The sequence below is a fragment of the Brevundimonas halotolerans genome, from assembly GCF_003730275.1.
In the GTDB taxonomy this organism is placed as follows: domain Bacteria; phylum Pseudomonadota; class Alphaproteobacteria; order Caulobacterales; family Caulobacteraceae; genus Brevundimonas; species Brevundimonas halotolerans.
Map to the genome: position 1 here is coordinate 205,267 of NZ_QTTA01000017.1, position 16,887 is coordinate 222,153.

The following is a 16,887-nucleotide window of genomic DNA, read 5'->3' on the forward strand; positions in this document are numbered from 1 at the left end:
CATCCCGGAAATCGCGTCAGCGATTATCCGGGACGGTGCTCCTGTGGTTATGGGCATCCCGGAAGACGGAACGGCTGTCCGGGAGACGGGCGGATGGGGCGGGCCGTCTCCCGGACAATCGCACAAGCGATTTCCGGGAGGGATGGAGTGCAGGGACCGCCGTCCCGGATCGCCCCTGCGGGGCGTCCGGGATGACAAAGGGTGCGGGATCGCTACTCCGGTGCAGCCTCAAGCTTGTGCCGCAAGGCTTTGAGGCGGCCCTGCATCACCCAGACGCCGATGACCCAGTAGACCATCAGCAAGAAGGTGCCTGCGACCTTGTGGAAGGGCGCCGGCTTCACAATGGCGGCTGTCAGCCCAACGCCGCTTTCGCGGCGTCGAGCGCCTCGGCCATGGCGGTCTTGAGGCGGTCGGGGGCGAGGATGCGGACCTGATGGCCCCAGGTGAACAAATGCCAGGCCAGTTCGCGCATGCCCGAGGCGGTAAAGCGCACGCGGACCGAGCCGTCGGGCTGGTCCTCGAAGGTCTGGGTCGGGTGCCAGCGCCAGGCCCGGGCCTCGTCCGCACCCTCGGGCGTGATCAGCAACTCCACATGCTCGACCTCGTCCTGATAGATGCCGAAGGAGCGGGAGGCGAAGGCCTGAAGGTCGAAGCCTTCCGGCGGGCGGGCCGTGCCCTCCTCGACCGTAATCGCGCTCATCCGGTCGAGGCGGAAGGTCTGGATGCGGCCGCTGTCGCGATCGGCGGCGACCAGATAGTTGGCCCGCCCAAACATCAGGCCGCAGGGGGTGACGATCCGCCTGCGCGAGGGGGCGCCGGGGCGGCTGTAGACAAAGCCCAGCGGGCGCTCGGCCAGGACAGCGTGGCGGATGGGGGTCAGCTCGGCCTCGTCCGCCGTGGGGCGGGGACCGGCCTGGACGGCAATGGTCTCAGCCCGGACCAGGGCCTCCAGATCCGGGGCCAGCCGGTTCAGCGTGGTCGAGCGCATGGCCGATTTGATCTTGCGCTCCAGCCCCTCCAGCGCAGCGGCCCGGCCCGGTTCACCCGACAGTCTGAGGCCCGAGGCGGCCTTGGCCAGTTCGACCAGTTCGGAAGCGGTCGGGGCCTGCTCGAAGGCGGACAGGCCGCCGCGAATGCGCCAGCGCTTGTGCGGGGGATCGGAGACCTCCTCGACCGCCGGGAACATCATCAGCACGGCATCGCGCATGCGCTCGGCCGTGCGGCGGCTGACGGCGAGGTCGCGGGCCATGTCGTCCAGCGACAGGCCTTCGGAACTGGCCGCAAGGCGGCGGGCCAGGTCGAGGATCAGCGCTGCCTTGTCGTGCCGCATGGAGGCTCCGGATGCCTACGACCGTTTCTGACGTATGTGTGCGCCATTCTATCTTTGTCATCAAGCGCCGGAGCGATCCGGCCCCGCAAACAAGGATCAGACCCATGTTCCAAGCGACCCCCGCCCCCCGCCCGACCCGCCTGGCCGACCGCTATCTGACGGTGCCGTGCGACGCCGATGGCTGCAGCGATCTGGCGGTCATCTGGGACCGGCTGGAAGAACAGGTGGTCGATGTGATCACCCTGTCGGCGACCGCGGGCTATACGGTCGAGGACCAGCTGTGGGACGAGGCGCGCTGGACCCCCGGCATCAGCGATCAGGACAGCTGGATCCCGGCGATGGCCGCCTGATCCGCGAGCGCGCTTGCGATCCGGGGCCGGGGCCGCTAGCCCTCGTCGGCTTACGGAGGACAGACCTGTATGACGACGGCCCACCAGGACGGCGCCCGCCTGATCAATGAGGCGGTCGAGGCTTTCAAGGCCCGCGACCGCGACACCACGGCTGACAAGCTGGCGCGGGCGATCAAGGCCGATCCGCCGATCGGGACGAAATGGGCCTCGGTCTCGCGACTCGCGGCGACCATGGGCGAGGTGTCGATCGCGCTGGCCGCCGCACGCCGCAATATCGCCGCGGCGCCGACGCCGGAGTCGCGTCAGGCCTATGCCAATCTGCTGAGCCAGAACGGGCGGTCGGAGGAGGCCCTGCGCGAGGCCCAGGCGCTGGTGCGCGAGCGGCCCAATGATCCGGCTGCGCTGCATTTTCTGGCGACCTGTCAGGTGCAGTTCGGAGACAATGAGGCAGCGATTGCCAATCTGCGGCGGATTCTGGACCTGCCGACCGTGGCGCTGGGGGCCGAGAACGCCTGGGCGGTGCTGGCCGGCATCAAGAAGTTCACGGCGGACGATCCCGACATCCCGGCGATGGAGGCGCTGGCCGTCCGGATCGGTCATGCGCCCGAGCGGCGGCTGAACCGGGTGGTGCTGCTGTATGCGCTGGGCAAGGCGTATGACGACACCGGCCAGACGGACAAGGCGTTCGCCGCCTTCCACGAGGCCGGCCAGCTGCAGATGCCGGACAGCACCTTTAACGCCGACCAGTCAGACCTGTTCGTCGATCAGGTGGTGAGGGGCTATGACCGCGCCTTCATCGACAGCCTGCCGAAGAGCGACATCGACAGCGACCGGCCGATCTTTATCCTGGGCCTGCCGCGCTCGGGGACGACCCTGGTCGAGCAGATTCTGGTCAGCCATTCGGCGGTGCACGACGGGGCCGAGGTCAATCTGTTCCGCCATGCGGCCATGTCGGTTCAGGGCTATACGCCCGACGCCGTCCGCGCCGCCTTTGCCCAGCCCGGCGGAGAGACTTTGGCCACGCGGATTGGCCGGGCCTATCTGCACCTGATGGACGAGCGGTTCGGCACCGAAGGCCGGGTGATCGACAAGACGCTGAACCAGACGCGGTTTCTGGGCCTGATCCATCAGTGCCTGCCGAACGCCAAATTCATCTGGCTGCGCCGGCATCCGGCCGGGATCGCCTGGTCGTGCTTCCGCACCCGGTTCGTCAAGGGGGCCGACTGGACCCGGTCGCTGACCGACATCGCCCGGCATTTCCGGGGCGAGGACCGGCTGCATGAACACTGGACCCGCGTCCTGCCGCCCGAGACCCTGCTGACCGTGCCCTATGAGCAGTTGGTCGATGATCCCGACACCTGGATGCGGCGCATTCTGGATCACGCCGGGCTGGACTGGGAGGATCAGGTGCGGGATTTCCACGCCACCGACCGGGCCGTGACCACCGCCAGCTTTGCCCAGGTGCGCCAGCCGCTGTATGCCTCCTCCAAGGCCGCGTGGAAGCGGTATGAGGCGCCGATGAAGCCCTTCTTCGAGACCTATTACGGGCCCGGCGTGGATTACGACACGCCGTAGCGTTCGCGCATGGTCTTGATCGACCAGTCGATCAGGGCCGTCAGCCTGTCGCGGTCCACATCGGCCAGCCGGTTGAGATAGAGGCAGGAGACGCTGGTCTTGCACTTGCCCAGCCCGTCCATCAGATCGGGCCGCTCGGCAAAGCCCGGCATGATGTAGAGCGTCAGGTTCGCCTTCCTCGGCGAAAAGCCGATGATCGGCCAGTCGGCGGGCTTTTTCGTCGTGTTGACATAGGTATAGCGGTCATAGCCGACGATCGACGGGCCCCACATGACCGGGGCGCTACTGGTGCGGTCGCGCAGCAGGGCATCCAGTTCGATGCCGTCGGCACGGCGGCCCGAATGGGGCACGGCGTTGAGGAACTCCTCGACCGAGGCATCGGTCGGCAGTGTTTTCAGCTCGGACATGGGTCAGCCTCAAGGGAAATGTTGCGAGCGGCAGGCCACCTATCGCCCCCAGTGGATCGTCTCACGCTCAGGGATACGGCTCAAGGATGCCCGCACCGCATCCCCTGAAAACAAGGACCGGACATAGGGCTGATCCTGCGGCTCGAACCGCAAAACAATCAGATCCACACAACGAGGGTCAGCTGAGTCTACCTGTCTCGGCAGATGACCAAGCTGTCTAATGAGGACCGGAAGTCGATGGCGTGACAATGCGGAGTGTCGGTAACCTGTCATCCCATCCTCAAGCACGACCAGGCTTCCATCGTTCAGGCGAATGCTCACTACGGAGTGATCAACGAGTTTATTGGGATCAAAGCTTCTATAGGGGCGGACCATCTCGCAGCTGATATTCAGACTGGTAATCTCCGAGAGTGAAGTGGTTCGGAGTTCGGAGAAGATGCCCTGACGCCAGACAAGCCGGTCCGCATAGAGCGCCACGCCATTTCGCGAAGCGGCAAGGCTGGTGCTGAGACTGATCAGCGCCACAATTGCCAGCCCTCCCCAACTCCAGACCCAGCGGGGCCTGCGGCCCTCGGCAGCGAGAACGGCCACCACCACGCTCCACCCGATCAAGACAAAACCGACAACCTCCACCCATTGCGATGAATGCTGCCAACCAATAATTGGCGCCCCCACAAGCTCCGACTGGAACCGGGACCATGGCCCCCAGTTTTGGGCCGTCCCTTGCACCATGCCCAGAAATGCGACGACGACCACAGCGGCTCCCCAACCACGGCCGCGCCAGACCGACCTGTTTGCCGGGTCAGCCCTCTTGGTCGTCAGCTCGGACATGGGTCAGGCTCTCCCCTGCGGCGCATCATCGTCGGCCATTTCGAATCCGGCAAACTCGAATCCGGGCGCCACAGTGCAGCCGACGAGGGACCAGTCGCCGAGGCTTTCGGCGGCCTGCCATTTGCCGGTCAGGACGATGATCTGGGGCTGCTGACCGGCCTCGACATCCGGGCCGAGGATCAGGCGACCGATACCGTCGATGTCCAGCGCCAGCGGGGCCCCGACATAGTGGTGCCAGATCTCGGTCGCGTCGACGCGGTGCCATTTCGACCGCTCGCCCGCCGTCAGCAGGAAGTAGATGGCCGTGCCGACCGAGCGCCCGTCGACCAAGCGCGGATCGCGGAAGGTCTCGCGGTAATGCCCACCCTCCGGGTGCGGGGCGAGGTCCAGCAGGGCGATGATGTCGGCGGGGGTCATATGGGGGGAGTCATAGCCGATGCAATCTAACCGTGTTAGGCAAAGCCATGCCCACCATCGCCTTCTTTTATGGCATCGCGATCCGCATGTACTTCAACGATCATGCGCCCGCTCACGTTCATGCCTACCACGGCGGGTTGGAGGCCAGGTTCGACATCGCAACCGGCAAGATGATCGATGGCAGGCTAGGCAGGAAACAGCGCAAGATCGTCGAGAATTGGATTCTGATGTATGGTCGTGAGCTGAACGCTGCATGGACGGCCGTGCGGAACGACGAAACACCAGAGCGAATCCCCGGACCCGATACCGACCATGACATCTGAGCTTGTTAAAGTCAGGAAGCTGCAGAGGCTCGGCGATTATCGCCTGAAGCTGTGGTTCAGTGACGGTCAGGCAGGCGAGTGGGATTTCTCCGAGCTGGCTCGGCGCGGAACGCCCCTGACCCGGGCCTTCGAGGACCCGGCCTATTTCGACCGCGTGTTCCTGGAGTACGGCGCGCTGACCTGGCCCAATGGTTACGACTGGAGCCCCGAAGCGCTGTACCGGGACATGGCAGGGGCGGGTGCGTTGAAGGCTGAGAGCGTGGCGGCTTGAGCACGACTCCGCGTCACGTCGATCCAGTCCAAGCGGAGGGCGCGCTCTCTTGGAGTCGTGTCGTCATAACCTCGCTTATAACCACTGCTGCTGGCGCGCTCGTTGCCCTGTTATCCTTCGCTGCACAGGTCGATGACGTGACAGCCCAAACGCTCCTGCTCACGAGATGGGCGATGATTTGGCTGGGAAGCTCGCTTGCTTGCGCGATAACCGCCGCCATCGCCGCCTACGTGTACCAATACAGGCTGGCCTATCACAGCGAGTGGGGTTGGTGCTGGGTGCTGAGTCTACTCCTGGTCATTGGCGCGCTCTTCACGTTGCTCATGGGCGGTGCCATCTCAGGCCAGCTGGTGCTCCACGCACTGGTCTAAGTTCACGTTCACAGCCCCTTCACGATCCCCTCGACCATCTTCTTGGCGTCGGCGAACAGCATCATGGTGTTGTCGCGGAAGAACAGCTCGTTCTCGACGCCGGCGTAGCCGCTGCCCATGCCGCGCTTGATGAACAGGACGGTGCCGGCCTTTTCGACGTCGAGGATGGGCATGCCGTAGATCGGCGACTGGGGGTCGGTCTTGGCAGCCGGGTTGGTGACATCGTTGGCGCCGATGACGAAGGCGACGTCGCAGGAGGCGAACTCGGCGTTGATGTCCTCCAGCTCGAACACCTCGTCGTAGGGGACGTTGGCCTCGGCCAGCAGCACGTTCATGTGGCCGGGCATCCGGCCGGCGACGGGGTGGATGGCGTATTTGACCTCGACCCCCTCCTCCTTGAGCTTGTCGGCCATTTCGCGCAGGGCGTGCTGGGCCTGGGCGACGGCCATGCCATAGCCGGGGACGATGATGACCTTGGACGCATTCTTCATGATGAAAGCGGCGTCCTCGGCCGAGCCCTGTTTGACGGGGCGGGTCTCGACCGCGCCGGCGCCCGCCGGGCCGCTGTCACCGCCAAAGCCGCCCAGGATCACCGAGATGAAGCTGCGGTTCATGCCCTTGCACATGATGTAGCTGAGGATGGCGCCCGAACTGCCGACGAGGGCGCCGGTGATGATCAGGGCGATGTTTTCCAGTGTGAAGCCCAGCGCGGCGGCGGCCCAGCCGGAATAGCTGTTGAGCATGGAGACCACGACCGGCATATCGGCCCCGCCGATGGGGATGATCAGGGTGGCGCCAAGGATCAAGGCGATGGCGAACACGCCCCAGAAGGCCCAGGTGGCCGTGCCGCCCGTGCCGATCAGGACACCGATCAGGAACACCAGCCCCAGCGCCAGACCGATATTGATCAGGTGACGGGCGGGCAGCAGGATCGGCGCGCCCGACATATTGCCGTTCAGCTTGGCAAAGGCGATCACCGAGCCGGTGAAGGTGACGGCGCCGATGGCGAGGCCGAGGGACAGCTCGATGATCGACAGCATCTTTATGCCGCCGTCGGGCGTGGCGATGCCGAACGAGACCGGCGCATAGACGGCGCCCACCGCGACCAGACAGGCGGCCATGCCGACCAGGCTGTGGAAGGCGGCGACCAGCTGGGGCATCTGGGTCATCTGCACCCGCGCGGCGATCAGGGCCCCGGCCCCGCCACCGACGATCACCCCGCCCGCGATCAGGCCGAGCGTCAGGGGATCCAGCGCATCGGTGAGGCCCAGCGTCGCCAGGGTCACGGCGATGGCCAGCGCCATGCCGACCATGCCGAAGGTATTACCCCGTCGGCTGGTCTCGGGGCTGGAGAGCCCGCGCAAGGACAGGATGAACAGGACACCGGAGACCAGATAGGCCAGGGCGGCAAGGGATGCGGTCATTCGATTTCTTCCCCCAGGACGGTACGGGCACCCGCGATCAGCGGCGGTAGCGATCGGCGAACGATCTCGACCACGCGCTCCATGCGGACCTTTGCGTAGCCATGAACAAGCACATTCCTGAAGCCAGCCGCGTCCCGCAGTTCCAGGTCCGCGATCCCTTCCGGTTGGGTCTTCAGGATCTGGGCGGCGGCCTCACCGACGATCTGGACCGTTCGCAACACCGCATGCTCGCGAAGGCGATCCGCGAGAATGGTCCCGGCGTCACGGTCGCCGACAATATCGAGGGCCTCGCTGCCGTAGGCGACGATATCCTCCAGCAGGAAACGGATCGCCGGGTTCATCACAGCGGTACGAGGTCCCGGGACATCCAGGCCCATCGCTCCGGAATCATCATCGCGCGGTCCACCAGATCGACCTTGCGGCCGACCGCGTCCTGCAAGTCCTGCTGAAGCCCGCCCAGTCGCCAGTAGTCCAGTTGCCCCACGACGTCGAAGACCACATCGACATCGCTGTCGTCGGTTGCCTCGCCGCGGGCGACCGAACCGACAACACCGACGAACTCGGCCCCCACCGCATGGGCTGCAGCCTGATAGTCGCGCAGGACCGCGAGCACATGATCCAGCAGGGGCGCGCCCTCGAAGGCACGGACGGTATCCTCCATGCCCGGACCGGTCATCGCCCCATCCCCTGGGTGCGGGCGAGGCGCCACAGAGCGGCGGCGATGAACAGGGGGCTGAGGATCAGAAAGGCCCAGTCGAACGGGTCCAGCGGGCGACCGTCGATCACCACCCGCGTCAGGATGGCCGAGAACACCAGCACCACGCCGCAGTCGTTCAGACGCACCCGGCGGATGGGGTCGCGCTCCTTGACGAACATCCAGATCCACATGCCCGCGCCCAGCCCGGTGGCGATCCAGGCGCCGACTTCGGCAATTTGGGTGGGATCAGGCTGCATCATGCGTCAGGCGGCCGACTTCGGAGCGGCGGCGGGGCGTTCCTTCTTGCGGTACATGGCCAGCATGCGGCGGGTGACCATGAAGCCGCCGAAGATGTTGACGCTGGCCAGCGTCACCGCCGCGACGCCGGCGCCCTTGGCGATCCAGCCGTTCATGCCCGAGGCCTCGGACACGGCCGCCGCGGCGATCAGGCCGCCGACGATGATGACGCTGGAGATGGCATTGGTCACAGCCATCAGCGGCGTGTGCAGCGCCGGCGTGACGCTCCAGACCACATAATAGCCGACGAAGATGGCCAGCACGAAGATGGCCAGACGAAAGACGGTGGGGTCTACGGGGACGTGTTCCATCAGCCCTTCACTCCTTCATGGACGATGGCCCCGCCGTGGGTGACGGCGGCGGCCTTGAGGATTTCGTCGTCGAGGTCGACGGCGAGGATGCCGTCCTTGAGCATCAGGGCGACGAAGGCGACGAGGTTGCGGGCGTAGAGGCTGGAGGCGTCCGACGCGATACGGCCGGGCATATTGGTCCAGCCGACCAGGGTGACGCCGTTTGCGGTGGTGGCGAGCTCGCCCGCCTTGATGCCTTCGACATTGCCGCCGTTGTCGACGGCCAGATCGACGATCACCGAGCCGGGCTTCATCGAGGAGACGTGGGCGGCGGTGACCAGACGGGGGGCCGGGCGGCCGGGGATCAAGGCGGTGGTGATGACCACATCCTGCTTGACGATATGGCTGGCGGTCAGGGCCGCCTGTTTGGCCTGATACTCGTCGGACATCGCCTTGGCATAGCCGCCGGCGGTCTCGGCGGCCTTGAACTCCTCGTCCTCGACGGCGACGAATTTGGCGCCGAGCGACTCGACCTGTTCCTTGGCGGCGGGGCGGACGTCGGTGGCGGTGACGACGGCGCCCAGACGCCGGGCGGTGGCGATGGCCTGCAGCCCCGCGACGCCCGCGCCCATGATGAACACCTTGGCCGCGGCCACCGTGCCCGCCGCCGTCATCATCATGGGGAAGCCTCGGCCATAGGCGGCTGCGGCCTCGATCACCGCGCGGTAGCCGGCGAGGTTGGCCTGGGACGACAGGGCGTCCATGACCTGGGCCCGGGAAATGCGGGGCACGAATTCCATGGCAAAGGAGGTGACGCCCGCGCCGGACAGGGCCTGGACGGTGTCCTTGTCGCGCCAGGCGTCGAGCAGGGCGACGACCACGGTGCCGGGCCGCAACGCGCTGATCTCGGAGGCCGTGGGGCCGCGCACCTTCATCAGGATGTCGGCGCCGGTGAGCGCGGTCTTGAGGTCGCGGGCGACGGTCGCGCCCGCCTCGGCATAGGCGGTGTCGGGGATGGAGGAGCCCAGACCGGTGCCGGTCTCGACCACGACGGTCACACCCATACCGGTCAGCTTTCTGACCATGTCGGGTGTCAGGGCAGTGCGCGTCTCGCCATCTCGGCGTTCGCGGGTCACGGCGATAGTGACGGCCAAGCGAATCCCTCCGTGGGGTGGACAGTTCACAGACAGCCTAGGCTGTCTGGTCCCCCACGGTAAAGCGCTGGTTTTATATGAAAGGGCCGCGAAAACGGCCCCCTGTCGAGTGTCTCGGGGTCAGTGCTTCGCGGGCTTGGACTTGAGCGCGAAGTAGCCGATCACCGCCAGGGCCAGAGCGGCGACGAAACCGAAGACGATGCTGCCACCCGGCTGCAGCCACAGCACGAAGAAGGTGATGCCCACCGCGATCTGCAGCGAGCCCCATTTGGCCAGGCTCATGAACAGGGAATAGGTCGCCTGCTGCTCGTGAACCGGCTGGGTGCCCTTTTGGTAGTCACCGTGGGTGGTTTCGGTCTCGGGGGTGGCCATGCGGATCATCCGGTCGGAAGGTCTGGTGTGCGGCCCTTATACCGACAGGGCCGTCGGGCTCAAGCGCCGTCGATGATATCCTGAAGCACGCGGGCCAGTCTCTGCTCAAGAGAGCGACATTCTGCCTCGCTCAGGTCGAGGCCGCCGGTGATCTCCTTGGAGACCGTCATGCCCATCATCAGGGCCGCCGCCATGCGGGCGCTGACCGCGCCGTGGTCGCCCCCGATCCAGGTGGTGAGCGGGTTCATGAACTGCTCGCAGGACTGTTGCTGGACCACCTCCATGGCGCGGGCCGAAGACATGGAGCGCAGGATGATCTGCAGGCCCTGCATCTTCTTGGGGCTTTTGGTGCCGTAAACGATCTCGTGGGCGATTCGGGTCGCGAAGGTCTCGCGGTCCCCGTCGAGCAGGGTCGAGCCCTCGTGGCAGTGATCGAGGGCCGCGCGAAACAGACCCTCCTTGGAGCCGAAATAGCGGACGATCAGGGCCGGGTCGACGCCCGCGTCCCCGGCGATGTCACGCATGCCGACATCGTCATAACTCTCGCGCGCAAAACGGTTTTGCGCGGCCTCGAGGATCGAGGCGCGCGTGGCGGCAGCGTTGCGCGGGCGTGGGCCGCATACAGGAAAGGCCAATCCGGTCTCCGATTAATGTCCCCACGGCCTATATGGCTTTGTCATCAGCTGTTGACAAGCGAAACAGAGATCACCATTAAGTCACCCGTCGTTGACACCGCGCCTCCTCCCCGTTCGCGCCGTGCCGCTTTCCAACCTGACTGAGCCGGCTTGCCCGGCCGCCGGAGACTGCGCAGATGCGCCATTTCAAGATCATGGCCGTGGCCGTGCTGATCACGAGCCTGCTGTACGGATGCACCGACCGGAGCGAGGCCCAGGGCCCGCCGCCGGCGCCGGAGGTGTCGGTCGCGACCCCGCTGGTCGATCAGGTCGTCGACTGGGACGAGTTCACAGGGCGCTTCGAAGCGCCGCAGAGCGTGGACGTCCGCGCCCGGGTCGGCGGCTATATCCAGGCAGTCCACTTCCGCGACGGGCAGTTTGTCCGCAAGGGGCAGCTGCTGTTCACCCTGGATGCGCGCCCGGCGCTGGCGGCGCTGGCCTCGGCCCGCGCCCAGGCCGCGCAGGCCGAAGCGCAGGTCGCTCTGGCGCGTAGTGAGCTGGCCCGCGCCGAATCGCTGCTGGAAATCCAGGCCGTGTCGCAGGCCGAGGTCGATCAGAAACGCGCCGCCGTCCAGACCGCCGAGGCCGGTGTCGCCTCGACCCGGGCCGCCGTGCGCGGTCGGGAACTGGACGTCGAGTTCACCCGCGTCACCGCGCCCATCTCGGGCCGCGTCTCGGACCGCCGCGTCGATGCCGGCAATCTGGTCGGAGGCGGGTCATCCGCCGCCGATGTGCTGACGACCATCGTCGCCTCCAGCCCCATCCACTTTGTGTTCGAGGCGTCTGAAGCGGTCACGCTGCGCTATCAGCGCGATGCGCGCGACGGCACCTCGGCCCCGATCCGCATCCGCCTTCAGGACGAGACCGGCTTCCGCTGGAGCGGCACGGTCGACTTCTCCGACAACGCCGTGGACCCGGCGTCGGGCACCATCCGCCTGCGCGCCGTGGTGCAGAACGGCGACGGCTTCCTGAAGCCCGGCCTGTTCGGTCAGGCGCGGGTGGCCGGTGCCGCCCCCTATCAGGCGCTGCTGGTGCCCGATGCCGCCGTCGCCACCGATCAGGCGCGCCGCGTCGTCTATGTCGTCGATGCCGAGAATGTGGTCGTGGCCCGGCCGGTCGAGCTGGGACCGCTGTCCGACGGCTTGCGCGTGATCCGCTCGGGGATCGAGGCCACGGACCGGGTGATCGTCAACGGTCAGCTGCGCGCCCGTCCGGGCCAGCCGGTGACGCCAAAGACGGTCGAGATCGAACGCACCCCGACCGACACCCAGGCCCAGGTCACCCGCGCCCCGCCGGCCGCCATCGCCACACCGGCGGGCGCCCTGCCCCAACGCCGCTAAGCGGGAAAGTCCGGCCCAGCCATGAATATCTCTCGCTTCTTTATCGACCGGCCGATCTTTGCGACCGTGATCGCGGTCTTCATCACCCTGGTCGGGGCCTTCGCCTATCCGCTGCTGCCGCTGTCGCAGTATCCGGAGATCGCGCCGCCGACGATCACGATCAACACCGCCTATCCGGGCGCCTCGGCCGAGACGGTGGCCGAGACCGTCGCCGCGCCGATCGAGCAGGAGGTCAATGGCGTCGAGGGGATGCTCTACATCTCATCGTCCTCCACCTCGGACGGGACGGTGGCGGTCACCGTCACCTTCAACCCCGGCACGGATCTGGATGCCGCCCAGGTGCTGGTGCAGAACCGCGTGGCCCTGGCCGAGCCGCGCCTGCCCGAACAGGTGCGCCAGATCGGCGTGACCGTGAACAAGCAGGAGAGCGGCTTCCTGATGATCCTGGGGCTGACATCCCCGGACCAGTCGCTGAACAATGACTATGTCGGCAACTATGCGAACTCGACGCTGCGCGACCGGCTGCTGCGGCTTGAGGGCGTGGGCGCGGTCCAGATCTTTGGCGGTGGCAACTATTCGATGCGGGTCTGGATCGACCCGGCCAAGGCGGCCCAGCGCGGTCTGACCGGGCCGGACATCGTCGCCGCCCTGCGCGCCCAGAACGTCCAGGCCGCCGCCGGTGCCATCGGCCAGCCGCCGTTCGACACCAATGCCGCGGCCTTCCAACTGCCGGTGCAGGTCGAGGGCCGCCTGACCGACCCGAACGAGTTCTCGAACATCGTCATCAAGACCGACGCCGAGGGGCGGGTGACCCGCGTCCGCGACGTCGCGCGTGTCGAACTGGGGGCCCAGGATTACGGCATCCGGGGCTTCTTTGACGGCGAGCGCGGTGTCGGCATGGCCATTATCCAGCAGCCGGGCGCCAATGCGCTGGGCACAGCAGATCGGGTCATGGCGGAGGTCGAGGCCATCCGGGCCGAGCTGCCGCCCGGCATGGACATTTCGATCCCCTATAATCCGACCGAGTTCGTCGCCGCCTCGGTCGAGTCGGTCGAACACACCCTGATCGAGGCCATCCTGCTGGTAGTGCTGGTGGTGGTGGTGTTCCTGCAGACCTGGCGGGCGGCGATCATCCCGATCGTAGCCATTCCTGTAGCGCTGGTGGCGACCTTCGCCGTGCAGCTGATGCTGGGCTATTCGATCAACTCGCTGAGCCTGTTCGCCCTGGTGCTGGCGGTGGGCATCGTGGTCGATGACGCCATCGTCGTGGTCGAGAACGTGGAACGCTATATCCGCGAGGGTCTGGCCCCCAAGGAAGCCGCCTATCGCTCGATGCAGGAGGTCTCGGGCGCCCTGATCTCGATCGGACTGGTGCTGGTCTCGGTGTTCGTCCCGACCATGTTCGTGCCCGGCATCCCCGGCATCTTCTATAGCGAGTTCGCCATCGTCATCACCACGGCCTCGGTCGTGTCGCTGCTGGTGTCGTTGACGCTGTCGCCGGCCATGGCCGCCATGCTGCTGAAGCCGCACAAGGCGCACGACGATCACGCGCGCAAGCCCGGTGTGCTGGGCACCGGCCTGCACTACCTCGGCTTTGCCGGGCGCAAGTTCAACGAGGGCTTTGACTGGCTGTCGGACCGCTACGGACGACTGACGGCGCGGCTGATCCGCAAGCTGGCGCTGGTCTTCGGGGTCTACGCCCTTCTGTTGCTGGGGACGGGTTTCACCCTGTTCAACACGCCATCCGGCTTCATTCCGGAACAGGATCAGGGCTTCCTGATCGGGGTTGTGCAACTGCCGCCGGGGGCCTCTCTGGACCGCACCCAGGAGGTCATGGCCCGCGCCTCGCAGATCATCCGCGACACCGAGGGCGTGGACGGCGTCGTGTCATTCGCGGGTCTGGACGGATCCAGCTTCTCGTTCGGATCCAATGCGGCGACCATCTTTGTCCGCCTCGACTCGTTCGATGAGCGCAAGACGGCGGAGCAGGCCGCAGCCGCGCTGGCCGGAGCCATCACCGGCGCGACCATGGGCATTCAGGACGCCAACATCTTTGTCATCGCTCCGCCCGCTGTGCAGGGCCTCGGCAACGGCAATGGCTTTCAGATGATGGTGCAGGACACCTCCGGCGCGGGCTATGTGCCGCTGGAAGGCGCGACCTTTGCCATGATGGGGGCCGCGGCCCAGGCGCCCGAGGCCGTCAATCAGGTGTTCTCGACCTATAACACCGGCTCGCCCCGGATCGCTGCGGATGTCGACCGCGACCGGGCGCTGATGATGGGGGTCCAGCCCGGCGATGTGTTCAACACCCTGGGGGTCTATCTGGGCTCGGCCTATGTCAACGACTTCAACTATCTGGGCCGCACCTTCCGGGTGACGGCGCAGGCAGAACCCTCGGCCCGGGACGACATCGCCGATATCGCCGCGCTGGAGACCCGCTCGGCCTCGGGCGCCATGGTGCCCATCGGATCGATCGCGACCCTGCGCGAAGAGTCCGGTCCGTCGCGGATCGTGCGCTACAACCTGTTCCCTGCGGCCGAGCTGCAGGGACAGGCGGCGCCGGGCGTGTCGTCGGGCGAGGCCATCGCGCGGATGGAGGCGCTGGCGGAAGCCACCCTGCCGCCGGGGTTCTCCTATGAATGGACCGGCCTTGCGCTGCAGGAGAAGCAGTCGTCGGGCGGGGCGACACTGGTGTTCGTCATGGCCGTGGTGTTCGTCTTCCTGGTGCTGGCCGCTCAGTATGAGGCCCTCACCCTGCCGCTGGCGGTCGTGCTGATCGTGCCAATGTGCATTCTGGCCGCCATGGTCGGGGTCAATCTGGCAGGGCTGGACAACAACATCCTGGTGCAGGTGGGGCTGGTGGTCCTGATCGCGCTGGCGGCCAAGAACGCCATCCTGATCGTGGAGTTCGCCAAACAGGCCGAGGACGAAGGGCTGAACCGCTGGGACGCCGCCGTACGCGCCTCGCAGACCCGTCTGCGTCCGATCCTGATGACCTCGTTCGCCTTCATCTTTGGTGTGCTGCCGCTGATGCTGGCGACAGGACCGGGCGCCGAGATGCGTCAGTCGCTGGGAACGGCAGTGGTGTCGGGCATGATCGGGGTGACCTTCTTCGGCCTGATCTTCACCCCCGCCTTCTATGTCTTCATGCGCTGGGTGGCGTCGAAGCTGCCGGGCGCGAAGAAGACCAAGACGGCCTATGAGCCTCAGCCTCCGGCCGCGACGACGGCCCAGGGAGAAATCGTATGATCCGCCTGTCTTTCCTGCTGAAGGGGCGCGTCGCGGCCTCGGCGCTGGCGCTGGGGCTTACGGTCACGGCCTGCGCCACCGCGCCGGTCGGCACCCCGCAGGTACTGCCCGAAGCAACCGCCGGCGGCTTTGTCGCCGATACCGGTCAGGGCACGGTCAGCGCCCCGGCCCGCGACGACTGGTGGCGTCTGTACGACGACCCGATGCTGGATGCGCTGGTGCTGCAGGCCCTGGGCAACAACAATGAGTTGGAGGCCGCGGTCGCAAATCTGCGCGTGGTGCGGGCCTCGCTGGGCGAGGCGCGGGCCGCACGCCTGCCCTCGACCACACTGACCGGTGCCGGCAGCTATGGCCGGCCGGCCGCGACCACGGTTCCGGGCTCGGGCGGCCAGCCGCTGGACGAGTCCGAGACATACGACGTTGGACTGGACGTGGCCTATGAGATCGACCTGTTCGGGCGGGTGGGTTCGACCATCGCCGCCGCGCGCGCCGATGCCGGGGCCGCCGAGGCCGCGCTGGATGTGGTGCGCGTCAGCGTCGCCGCTGAAACCGCGCGGGCCTATACCGAGGTCTGCTCCGCCAATGTGCAGATCGCGGTGGCCGAGCAGACGATTGACCTGCAGTCGCGGACTCTGGAGTTGACCGAGCGGCTGCTGGGTGCGGGCTCGGGCACCGGTCTGGACGTGGCCCGGGCGCGTTCGGCCGTGGCCTCCAGCCAGGCGGCCCTGCCCCCGCTGCGGGCGCAGAAGGACGCGGCCGTCTTCCGGCTGGCGACCCTGACCGGGGTGACCCCGCGCGAGGTGTCGCAGGCGGTCGTCGACTGTGCCGCCCCGCCGCGTCTGACCCAGCCGATACCGGTGGGCGATGGCGCGGCCCTGCTGGCGCGCCGGCCGGATGTGCGCCGGGCCGAACGCGATCTGGCGGCGGCCAGTGCCCGCGTCGATGTGGCGACCGCCAGCCTCTATCCCAGCATCCAGCTGGGCGGCTCGGTCGGGGCGACGGCCCTGGATCTGGGCGAACTGGGCGACGACGGCGCGCTGCGCTTCAGCGTCGGGCCCCTGATCAGCTGGTCCTTCCCCAATGTCGCCGTAGCCCGGTCGCGGATCGAGGCGGCGGGCGGTCTGGCCGAAGCGGCGCTGGCGCGCTTTGACCAGACGGTGCTGGTCGCCCTGCAGGAAACCGAGACGGCGCTGTCGGCCTATGGCCATGCGCTGGACAGGCGGCAGGCGCTGACGGTGTCGCGCGATGCGGCGGCCGAGGCGGCGCGGCTGGCCCGGGCGCGGTTCGATGCCGGGGCCGACAGCTTCCTGACCGTGCTGGATGCCGAGCGCACCCTGGCCCAGACCGACGCGGCATTGGCGCAGGCCGAGGCGCAGGTGGCGGATCTGCAGATCCAGCTGTTCAAGGCCCTGGCCGGCGGCTGGGCCCCCGAAGACCTGCCGAACTGACAAAAGAAGAGGCCGCCGGGATGACCCGGCGGCCTTGAAAGTCGCGTCCAGGAGCGGACGTTCAGGT

The 16,887-nt window shown here is 67.1% G+C and carries 20 protein-coding genes; 7 read left to right on the plus strand and 13 right to left on the minus strand.

Annotated elements, in window-relative coordinates:
• Positions 1–212 precede the first annotated feature (212 nt).
• Entirely contained in the window at positions 213–341 is a 129-nt protein-coding gene (locus tag EG854_RS13385) for a hypothetical protein (protein ID WP_260155209.1), read from the minus strand.
• Between the two features lie 11 nt (positions 342–352).
• Positions 353–1,330 (minus strand): helix-turn-helix transcriptional regulator, encoded by a 978-nt coding sequence (locus EG854_RS08650; RefSeq protein ID WP_123287704.1) that lies wholly within the window; start codon positions 1,328–1,330, stop codon positions 353–355.
• 104 nt (positions 1,331–1,434) lie between these two features.
• Here EG854_RS08650 and EG854_RS08655 point away from each other — a divergent pair, with 104 nt between their 5' ends.
• On the plus strand, positions 1,435–1,680 hold the full coding sequence (locus tag EG854_RS08655; protein ID WP_123287705.1) for a hypothetical protein: 246 nt from the start codon (positions 1,435–1,437) through the stop codon (positions 1,678–1,680).
• 69 nt (positions 1,681–1,749) lie between these two features.
• On the plus strand, positions 1,750–3,255 hold the full coding sequence (locus tag EG854_RS08660) for a tetratricopeptide repeat-containing sulfotransferase family protein (RefSeq protein WP_123287706.1): 1,506 nt from the start codon (positions 1,750–1,752) through the stop codon (positions 3,253–3,255).
• Here EG854_RS08660 and EG854_RS08665 read toward each other — a convergent pair.
• The 3 genes from EG854_RS08665 to EG854_RS08675 are packed head-to-tail and all read right to left on the minus strand — an operon-like array spanning position 3,240 to position 4,910.
• The gene (locus EG854_RS08665) at positions 3,240–3,662 is read right to left on the minus strand and encodes a DUF1801 domain-containing protein (RefSeq protein ID WP_123287707.1); all 423 of its coding nucleotides are present in this window, start codon (positions 3,660–3,662) and stop codon (positions 3,240–3,242) included. The two genes, EG854_RS08660 and EG854_RS08665, sit on opposite strands and share 16 nt — an antisense overlap.
• Positions 3,663–3,701: 39 nt before the next feature.
• Positions 3,702–4,493 carry a hypothetical protein gene (locus EG854_RS08670; protein WP_123287708.1) on the minus strand — a complete coding sequence of 264 codons (792 nt, stop codon included), beginning with the start codon at positions 4,491–4,493 and terminating at the stop codon, positions 3,702–3,704.
• Positions 4,494–4,496: 3 nt separating this feature from the next.
• The gene (locus EG854_RS08675; protein WP_123287709.1) at positions 4,497–4,910 is read right to left on the minus strand and encodes a cupin domain-containing protein; all 414 of its coding nucleotides are present in this window, start codon (positions 4,908–4,910) and stop codon (positions 4,497–4,499) included.
• 47 nt (positions 4,911–4,957) lie between these two features.
• Here EG854_RS08675 and EG854_RS08680 point away from each other — a divergent pair, with 47 nt between their 5' ends.
• Together EG854_RS08680 and EG854_RS08685 are read left to right on the plus strand one after the other, a co-directional pair.
• A complete protein-coding gene (locus EG854_RS08680) occupies positions 4,958–5,233 on the plus strand; it encodes a DUF4160 domain-containing protein (RefSeq protein ID WP_123287710.1) in 276 nt (91 codons plus the stop codon).
• Positions 5,223–5,504 (plus strand): DUF2442 domain-containing protein, encoded by a 282-nt coding sequence (locus EG854_RS08685; protein WP_123287711.1) that lies wholly within the window; start codon positions 5,223–5,225, stop codon positions 5,502–5,504. Before EG854_RS08680 ends, EG854_RS08685 begins: the two co-directional genes overlap by 11 nt.
• A 379-nt stretch (positions 5,505–5,883) precedes the next feature.
• On the opposite strand, the gene EG854_RS08695 is transcribed toward EG854_RS08685, so the two are convergent.
• The 8 genes from EG854_RS08695 to EG854_RS08730 form a co-directional block, all read right to left on the minus strand.
• Positions 5,884–7,299 (minus strand): NAD(P)(+) transhydrogenase (Re/Si-specific) subunit beta, encoded by a 1,416-nt coding sequence (locus EG854_RS08695; RefSeq protein WP_123287713.1) that lies wholly within the window; start codon positions 7,297–7,299, stop codon positions 5,884–5,886.
• Positions 7,296–7,640 (minus strand): HepT-like ribonuclease domain-containing protein, encoded by a 345-nt coding sequence (locus tag EG854_RS08700; protein ID WP_164461970.1) that lies wholly within the window; start codon positions 7,638–7,640, stop codon positions 7,296–7,298. Before EG854_RS08700 ends, EG854_RS08695 begins: the two co-directional genes overlap by 4 nt.
• On the minus strand, positions 7,640–7,975 hold the full coding sequence (locus EG854_RS08705) for a nucleotidyltransferase domain-containing protein (protein ID WP_123287715.1): 336 nt from the start codon (positions 7,973–7,975) through the stop codon (positions 7,640–7,642). Before EG854_RS08705 ends, EG854_RS08700 begins: the two co-directional genes overlap by 1 nt.
• Positions 7,972–8,256 carry a hypothetical protein gene (locus EG854_RS08710; RefSeq protein WP_241153186.1) on the minus strand — a complete coding sequence of 95 codons (285 nt, stop codon included), beginning with the start codon at positions 8,254–8,256 and terminating at the stop codon, positions 7,972–7,974. Before EG854_RS08710 ends, EG854_RS08705 begins: the two co-directional genes overlap by 4 nt.
• Positions 8,257–8,259: 3 nt before the next feature.
• On the minus strand, positions 8,260–8,604 hold the full coding sequence (locus EG854_RS08715; protein WP_123287717.1) for an NAD(P) transhydrogenase subunit alpha part 2: 345 nt from the start codon (positions 8,602–8,604) through the stop codon (positions 8,260–8,262).
• Positions 8,604–9,737, minus strand: coding sequence for a Re/Si-specific NAD(P)(+) transhydrogenase subunit alpha (locus EG854_RS08720; RefSeq protein ID WP_123287718.1), 1,134 nt, complete (start codon positions 9,735–9,737; stop codon positions 8,604–8,606). The genes EG854_RS08715 and EG854_RS08720 overlap by 1 nt, the downstream gene beginning before the upstream one ends.
• 120 nt (positions 9,738–9,857) lie before the next feature.
• Positions 9,858–10,118, minus strand: a complete 261-nt coding sequence (locus tag EG854_RS08725; protein ID WP_241153187.1) for an aa3-type cytochrome c oxidase subunit IV — start codon at positions 10,116–10,118, stop codon at positions 9,858–9,860.
• A gap of 50 nt (positions 10,119–10,168) precedes the next feature.
• Entirely contained in the window at positions 10,169–10,744 is a 576-nt protein-coding gene (locus EG854_RS08730; protein WP_123287720.1) for a TetR/AcrR family transcriptional regulator, read from the minus strand.
• Between the two features lie 176 nt (positions 10,745–10,920).
• On the opposite strand from EG854_RS08730, the gene EG854_RS08735 reads away from it, so the two are divergent.
• The 3 genes from EG854_RS08735 to EG854_RS08745 are packed head-to-tail and all read left to right on the plus strand — an operon-like array spanning position 10,921 to position 16,820.
• Positions 10,921–12,123 carry an efflux RND transporter periplasmic adaptor subunit gene (locus tag EG854_RS08735; RefSeq protein ID WP_123287721.1) on the plus strand — a complete coding sequence of 401 codons (1,203 nt, stop codon included), beginning with the start codon at positions 10,921–10,923 and terminating at the stop codon, positions 12,121–12,123.
• Between the two features lie 21 nt (positions 12,124–12,144).
• Entirely contained in the window at positions 12,145–15,372 is a 3,228-nt protein-coding gene (locus tag EG854_RS08740; protein WP_123287722.1) for an efflux RND transporter permease subunit, read from the plus strand.
• Complete coding sequence (locus EG854_RS08745; protein ID WP_123287723.1) at positions 15,369–16,820, plus strand: efflux transporter outer membrane subunit; 1,452 nt, start codon at positions 15,369–15,371, stop codon at positions 16,818–16,820. Before EG854_RS08740 ends, EG854_RS08745 begins: the two co-directional genes overlap by 4 nt.
• The last annotated feature ends 67 nt before the right edge of the window (positions 16,821–16,887 follow it).

Coding starts and splice junctions, on each gene's coding strand:
- EG854_RS08650 (WP_123287704.1), bottom strand. CDS start 1,330: ATGCGGCACGACAAGGCAGCGCTGATCCTCGACCTGGCCCGCCGCCTT.
- EG854_RS08655 (WP_123287705.1), top strand. CDS start 1,435: ATGTTCCAAGCGACCCCCGCCCCCCGCCCGACCCGCCTGGCCGACCGC.
- EG854_RS08660 (WP_123287706.1), top strand. CDS start 1,750: ATGACGACGGCCCACCAGGACGGCGCCCGCCTGATCAATGAGGCGGTC.
- EG854_RS08665 (WP_123287707.1), bottom strand. CDS start 3,662: ATGTCCGAGCTGAAAACACTGCCGACCGATGCCTCGGTCGAGGAGTTC.
- EG854_RS08670 (WP_123287708.1), bottom strand. CDS start 4,493: ATGTCCGAGCTGACGACCAAGAGGGCTGACCCGGCAAACAGGTCGGTC.
- EG854_RS08675 (WP_123287709.1), bottom strand. CDS start 4,910: ATGACCCCCGCCGACATCATCGCCCTGCTGGACCTCGCCCCGCACCCG.
- EG854_RS08680 (WP_123287710.1), top strand. CDS start 4,958: ATGCCCACCATCGCCTTCTTTTATGGCATCGCGATCCGCATGTACTTC.
- EG854_RS08685 (WP_123287711.1), top strand. CDS start 5,223: ATGACATCTGAGCTTGTTAAAGTCAGGAAGCTGCAGAGGCTCGGCGAT.
- EG854_RS08695 (WP_123287713.1), bottom strand. CDS start 7,299: ATGACCGCATCCCTTGCCGCCCTGGCCTATCTGGTCTCCGGTGTCCTG.
- EG854_RS08700 (WP_164461970.1), bottom strand. CDS start 7,640: ATGAACCCGGCGATCCGTTTCCTGCTGGAGGATATCGTCGCCTACGGC.
- EG854_RS08705 (WP_123287715.1), bottom strand. CDS start 7,975: ATGACCGGTCCGGGCATGGAGGATACCGTCCGTGCCTTCGAGGGCGCG.
- EG854_RS08710 (WP_241153186.1), bottom strand. CDS start 8,256: ATGATGCAGCCTGATCCCACCCAAATTGCCGAAGTCGGCGCCTGGATC.
- EG854_RS08715 (WP_123287717.1), bottom strand. CDS start 8,604: ATGGAACACGTCCCCGTAGACCCCACCGTCTTTCGTCTGGCCATCTTC.
- EG854_RS08725 (WP_241153187.1), bottom strand. CDS start 10,118: ATGATCCGCATGGCCACCCCCGAGACCGAAACCACCCACGGTGACTAC.
- EG854_RS08735 (WP_123287721.1), top strand. CDS start 10,921: ATGCGCCATTTCAAGATCATGGCCGTGGCCGTGCTGATCACGAGCCTG.
- EG854_RS08740 (WP_123287722.1), top strand. CDS start 12,145: ATGAATATCTCTCGCTTCTTTATCGACCGGCCGATCTTTGCGACCGTG.
- EG854_RS08745 (WP_123287723.1), top strand. CDS start 15,369: ATGATCCGCCTGTCTTTCCTGCTGAAGGGGCGCGTCGCGGCCTCGGCG.